A 4,444-nucleotide genomic window follows, 5' to 3' on the forward strand; every position below is an offset into this window, starting at 1 on the left:
CGACAACTCCTGCGATCAAAACACCAAAGAAAATAAACAAAATGGATTTCCAGAATTTTAGACCAAGCAGGTAAGCTGCGAGGGAACCTGTCCAGGCTCCGGTTATGGGAAGCGGAATGGCTATTCATAATCCAAAGTCAGGAAAATGATTTTGCCGGATTGATCTAATATTAAATCTACTTACAAATCCCTTTTATGGAATGTTTGATAAAATTGATAAATACATTTTGTTCGGGAGTTATTTTTGGAATTTCCAGAACTTTTTCCATTGCCTGGGAAACATTCAAACCGGAAAAATAGAATAATTTGAAGATCTTGCGGACAGAATTTATCTGCTCTGCAGAAAATCCTTTTCGTTTCAAACCAATTGAATTTATTCCATTTACTTTATATGGCAGTCCAAGACCGCGTGTGTAAGGAGGAATATCTTTGGTAGCTCCGCTCGATCCGCCCACATAAGCAAAAGTTCCGATACGAATAAATTGAGCAACTGCGGTCATCCCACCGATAGTTACAAAATCGTGAATATGAACATGCCCGGCAAGATTAACAGCATTTGCCATGATAATATTGTTCCCGAACTGGCAGTTATGAGCAATATGAGCGTAAGCCATGATCAGGTTGTTGCTGCCTACTCTGGTCGGTTCTTCCAATGTTGCGGAACAATTGATGGTTACGAATTCCCTGATCGTATTATTGTTTCCCATGAGCAATTGCGTTGGTTCATCTTTGTATTTTAGATCCTGAGGAGCAGTACCGATCACAGCAGAATGAAAGAAGTGATTATTAGAACCAATTGTCGTCTTACCGTGTATGAGAACATTCGAATCTAAAATACAATTATCCCCGAGAGAGACATCTTTTCCAATAAGACAATAGGGACCAACTGTGATATTCTCACCAAGTTTTGCTTTGGGATCAATGATCGCTGTTTGATGGATTTTGTTCATTTCTTTATTTTTTCATAACTTTTGCCAGGAAATCACCTTCGCAGACTTTGGTTTCTCCCACATAGGCATCACCGTGCATTTTTGCCAGTCCGCGTTTCATAGAGATCACTTTCAATTCAAATCTCAATGTATCTCCAGGTAGAACAGGCTTTCTGAATCTGACATTATCGATAGCAGCAAAATAAGCCACATATTCTTCCGGATGAGGATAAGAATTCAAGAGCATTATTCCACCGGTTTGAGCCATTGCTTCGACGATCAGAACTCCAGGCATGATCGGATGTCCGGGAAAATGTCCGTTGAAAAAAGGTTCGTTTATGGTTACATTCTTGATCCCGACAATGCTCTCTCCGGTATCGAACTCAATGATCTTATCAACCAGCAGAAACGGATAACGATGAGGTAAAATTTTCTGAATTGCATTAATATCAAAGATGATATCTTTTGTTTTCTTTTCCTGATAAAGCTTTTGAAGCTCCTGTTTTTTATATAATTTCCGTAGTTTTTTTACAAGTTCAACATTTGTTTTATGACCGGAGCGAGCAGCTAAAATATGACCTTTTATAGGAACTCCGAGAAGAGCAATATCTCCAATCAGATCTACAACTTTATGACGCACAAATTCATTGTAATAACGCAAAGGAGTATGATTCAATAAGCCATCGCTTCCGACTTGGATCTCATCTTTGTAATCGAATTTTTTTCTTAATTTATCGATCTCTTCCTGGGGAATATCCGGATCAGCAACAACGAGAGCATTTTTGAGAGAACCGCCTTTGATCAAACCGGCTTCTTTTAGAGATAGAATTTCATGAAGAAAACAGAAGGTGCGGGCAGAAGCAAAATCCTGTTCAAAAACATCGAGTGAAGGCATGAAAGTGTATTGTGTACCCAAAGCTTTCTGTTTATAATCAACCATAAAGGTAACTTTCAGATCATCAGAAGGAACGATCACAACATCTACATTATCAGCAGGTGCAGAGAACGAAATCGGTTTATCAAATTCCATATATACACGCTCGGAATCCTGCTGTACAATTCCAACTTTCTTTAGAAGTTCGAGAAAAACAATCGCACTTCCGTCTGCAACCGGAACTTCCGGACCATTTACTTCAATGCGGATATTGTCGATATTCAGACCTTTAATTGCTGCTAGAACATGCTCGATAGTAGCAACGGTTGCTTTTTTTACTCCGATGGTTGTTCCTCGAGAAATATCGATCACATGTTCGATGTCTGCGAGAATTTCCGGATTTCCTTCCATATCTGTTCTGATAAATACGATACCTTCATTCTTTCTCGCAGGTTTGAAAGTAATTGTCGAAACTTTACCGGAATGTAAACCTACTCCTGTATAGCTGATCTCATCCTTGATTGTTTGTTTGAATTCTTTCATTGTATTTCCTTCGATAACTTGAGTTACTATGTAAGTCACAAATTAAGAATTTTCTTTCTGCTTTTCTTCTTTTATTTTTTTATTAAAGAATCTTACTATTTCCGGAAGTTTTCTCTGCACCGCAAAAATTCGTTTTTGCAAACCTGCATCAATTGCCGGATAACCCAGATATTTCGCATTTTGGGGAACATCACCTGAAATTCCGGATTGTGCCCCGATCATGGCTCCGTCATTGATCTTGAGATGTCCGGCAACTCCAACCTGTCCGGCGAGATAAACGATATTCCCGATTTCCGTACTTCCGGCTAATCCAACTTGAGCACAGAGGATGGAATTCTCTCCAATTTTGCAGTTATGTCCAACCTGAACCAGATTATCGATCTTTGAACCTTTTCCGATAACTGTTGAACCGATAGTTGCTCGATCGATCGTGGAATTTGCTCCGATTTCAACATTATCTTCAATGATCACATTTCCAACCTGCGGAACTTTATGATGAATTCCCTGATCAAAGACATATCCGAAACCATCTGCACCGATCACACAGCCGGCGTGAATAATAACATTGTTTTTAATGATGCAGTCTTCATAGATCGTTGTATTCGGATAAACATGGCAATTGGAACCGATCTGCACATTATCCTGAATAACGCAATTACTCTCGATTCTGGATTTTTCCTCGATGATCACATTTTCTCCCAGAACAACATTGGATCTTACAATTACATTTTTCCCGATATTGGCAGATTTTGGAATGCTTGCTGAACGAGATATTTTTTCAATGATTTCTGAAGTACTCATTTCCAGCCATTTCTGAACGAGCATCATAAAATGGATGTATGGTTTTTCAATTAATAGAAGATTTGTATCCATTTTCAGAGTTGGATCAAAATCTTCAGGAACAAAGATGAGACCGGCTTTTGAATTTTTAAGATCGTCGATGTATTTTGGATTTTCATAAAAGCAGACAGAATGTTCATCTGCTTCATTCAGTTCAGCAACATTGGTTAAATCATTTTGATGAAACTCGATCAACTTCCCGTCAATTTGAGAAGATATCTGTTTCGAAGTTAAATATAATTTAAACTTTTTCATTTTTTTAGCTATTCGACTCGTAAGGAACGACGAGTCGAAATAAGTAGATTCAAATTAAATCTCATCATTTCGTGTCGTCGTCCATCTTTATTACATTTTCGATTCGCTATTTGTTTCGAGTCGTCGTCCTTCGTCCTTACAATTCGAATATCTTATTAAAATTCTTATTCCACTGCTTCATCAAGCTCATCGATGATCGTGTCCGTAATATCCAAACTTGGTTTTGCATAAAGAATTCCACCTGCAGAAGCATCAAGGACGATTGTATAATTATTTTCTACGGAAACTTTCTCAATAACATTTTTAAGTTTCGTTAAAATTGGTTCGAGCAGTTCGGCATTTCTCTGCATTGCTTTTCCGCTTTCTCCATAAATTTCCTGAACCAGCGTTTCTCTCTGGGCTGATAATTCGTTAATCTTATCTTCTGCTTCTTGTTTGCCGGTTTCCGTTAAGATCATTTTTTTTGTTTCATATTCAGAATACAATCTTTCAATTTCAGTATCCAATTCAGCGATTTCATTTTTCCAGCTTTCTTGTTCTGTCTGAAAGACATTCTGAGCTTCCTGGGTATCCCTGCTTTCAGCCATAACTCTTTCCGTATCGATATAAGCAATCTTAATAGATTCAGCGATTAAAATCGAACTGACCAAAATTGCAATTGCTACAGTGATTATTGTCTTTTTCATTTCTATTCCTCCGAATTATTTATTATTTTAGCCTTTTCTTTTTTATAAGATTATAAGTCAATACAAAAATTGAAAGGATAAAAATTCAAGAAATATAGATTTCAGATTTGATAAATACTGAAAAGAAATTCACGAAGTAAGAAAATCAATCTGATAATAATTTGTAATATTATTTTATTAATTCTTGAGTCCACTCTAAAAAGGCAATAATTTGGAATATGTATGAAATTTTGCCCGAAATTTGGAAACTGATGAATCGGTTAATGACCTCTATCTTCTTAGTAACCACCAACTTAAGTTGGTGGTTAATGAAACAG

At 37.1% G+C, this 4,444-nt stretch carries 4 protein-coding genes and 1 pseudogene; all 5 read right to left on the bottom strand.

The window, feature by feature from the left end; genetic code table 11:
• Positions 1–169, bottom strand: a pseudogene (locus ENL20_05080) (small multi-drug export (modular protein)).
• A 7-nt stretch (positions 170–176) separates the two neighbouring features.
• On the bottom strand, positions 177–950 hold the full coding sequence (locus ENL20_05085; GenBank protein ID HHE37930.1) for an acyl-ACP--UDP-N-acetylglucosamine O-acyltransferase: 774 nt from the start codon (positions 948–950) through the stop codon (positions 177–179).
• Positions 951–954: 4 nt separating this feature from the next.
• Positions 955–2,346: a bifunctional UDP-3-O-[3-hydroxymyristoyl] N-acetylglucosamine deacetylase/3-hydroxyacyl-ACP dehydratase gene (locus ENL20_05090; GenBank protein HHE37931.1), complete on the bottom strand. Its 1,392-nt coding sequence runs from the start codon at positions 2,344–2,346 to the stop codon at positions 955–957.
• Between the two features lie 42 nt (positions 2,347–2,388).
• Positions 2,389–3,441 carry a UDP-3-O-(3-hydroxymyristoyl)glucosamine N-acyltransferase gene (gene lpxD / locus ENL20_05095; protein HHE37932.1) on the bottom strand — a complete coding sequence of 351 codons (1,053 nt, stop codon included), beginning with the start codon at positions 3,439–3,441 and terminating at the stop codon, positions 2,389–2,391.
• A gap of 164 nt (positions 3,442–3,605) precedes the next feature.
• Positions 3,606–4,127 carry an OmpH family outer membrane protein gene (locus tag ENL20_05100; protein ID HHE37933.1) on the bottom strand — a complete coding sequence of 174 codons (522 nt, stop codon included), beginning with the start codon at positions 4,125–4,127 and terminating at the stop codon, positions 3,606–3,608.
• Between the last annotated feature and the right edge of the window lie 317 nt (positions 4,128–4,444).

This window comes from Candidatus Cloacimonadota bacterium (genome assembly GCA_011372345.1).
In the GTDB taxonomy this organism is placed as follows: Bacteria; Cloacimonadota; Cloacimonadia; order Cloacimonadales; family TCS61; genus DRTC01.